Source organism: Neisseria sp. P0014.S009 (assembly GCF_051958155.1).
Lineage (GTDB): Bacteria > Pseudomonadota > Gammaproteobacteria > Burkholderiales > Neisseriaceae > Neisseria > Neisseria flavescens_C.
The window spans coordinates 1-1,639 of the sequence record NZ_JBQCVS010000038.1 but is presented as its reverse complement, the minus strand read 5'-3'; the positions used below and the strand labels follow the sequence as shown (position 1 = coordinate 1,639).

The 1,639-nt window shown below is 60.8% G+C and carries 2 protein-coding genes; both read right to left on the bottom strand.

Translation table 11 applies throughout. The features are described from left to right. Positions 1-1,309 (bottom strand): L-aspartate oxidase (gene nadB, locus ACTHS4_RS11540; RefSeq protein WP_440365968.1); only part of this gene is annotated, 1,309 nt, incomplete at its 3' end. A gap of 51 nt (positions 1,310-1,360) precedes the next feature. Then, positions 1,361-1,639 (bottom strand): quinolinate synthase NadA (gene nadA, locus ACTHS4_RS11535; RefSeq protein ID WP_440365967.1); only part of this gene is annotated, 279 nt, incomplete at its 5' end.

Below are 1,639 nucleotides of genomic sequence, written 5' to 3'. Positions count from 1 at the left end.
GTTGGTTGAACGCTTGTAGGGTGGGGCGGCTGAATACGTTTTGGAGGCCGTCTGAAAAGATGTCTGTTTCGGCGGAGGGGCTTTCAGACGGCCTTTGGAATGGTTCGGTTTGGAACGCTTGTCCGTCTGCGATGGTTTGGGCGGCAAGCCTGGCGGTAACGACGCATTCGAGCAGGGAGTTGCTGGCGAGGCGGTTGGCTCCGTGCAATCCTGTGCAGGCGGTTTCGCCTAAGGCGTAGAGCTGCGGCAAGGAGGTTCTGCCGCAGGGGTCGGTTTGGATGCCGCCGCAGGTGTAGTGTTGCACGGGGCGGACGGGGATGGCTTGGTGCGTGATGTCCAAGCCGCATTGGGACAGGCAGTGCCGATGGATGGACGGGAAATGCCGGCGGACGAACGCTGCGGGTTGGCGGCTGATGTCGAGCGAGACGAAGTCTTGCGTTTGTTTGGCGATTTCGGCGGCGATGGCGCGGGCAACAATGTCGCGCGGCGCGAGTTCGGCGCGGCGGTCGTAATGCGGCATAAACCGTTCGCCCGATTGGTTGGTCAGGATGCCTCCTTCGCCACGCACGGCTTCGGAAATCAGGAAGGTACGGCCGTTTTCAGACGGCCTTGCCAAGCCTGTGGGGTGGAATTGGATAAATTCGAGGTTTTCGACTGCGCAGCCTGTGCGTATCGCCATGGCGATGGCGTCGCCCGTGCATTCGGGTGGCGTGGTGGTGGCGGCGTAAATTTGCCCGAGGCCGCCGCCTGCGAGTACGGTATGGCGGGCGCGGATGCGGTAGGTTTCTTGCGTTCGGCAGTCGAGGACGGTCAGTCCGCACGCCGCGCCTGATTCGGTTTGGATGTCCAACGCCATCTGCCGCTCGCAAACGCGGATGTTCGGGCGGCGGCGTATTTGGGCAATCAGGCTCTGCATGACGGCTTCGCCCGTGTAGTCGGCGACATGGGCGATTCGGCGGCAGGTATGCCCGCCTTCGCGCGTCAGGTGCAGGTCGTTATGATTCCGATCGAACGCCACGCCCTGCGCCAGCAGCCATTCGATTGCCGGTTTGCCCTGCGATAAGATGGTACGGACGGCGGCTTCGTCGCACAAACCTGCGCCCGCTTCCAAAGTATCGACGACGTGTTTTTCGATATCGTCCTCTCCCGACCACGCCACCGCAATCCCGCCTTGCGCATGACGGCTGGCGGTGTCGTCCAGCCGGTTTTTGCACAAAATGACGATGCGGAACGACTCAGGCAGCGACAGGGCGAGCGTCAGTGCCGCCAGCCCGTTTCCGGCAATCAATACGTCGCAATCGGTTTGCATGGTGTTGTCCTTGTTTGAGAGGTCGTCTGAAACGGCAATATTGACGGCAAATCAGGCGGGACCCATGCCGTTGAACACATCTTTTTTCTTCAGTCCTGCCGCGAAGTCGAGCATACGCTGCAAAGGCAGTTTGGCGGCTTCGCCCAGCTTTCTGTCCAACAGAATTTCGTTGTGTCCGCTTGTCAGGGCGTATTTGATGCCGCCCAGCGAATTCATCGCCATCCACGGGCAGAACGCGCAGCTTTTGCAGCTTCCGCCGTTGCCTGCCGTCGGCGCGGCGATGAATTCTTTGTCGGGCGCCTGCTTTTGCATTTCGTGCAGGATGCCCAA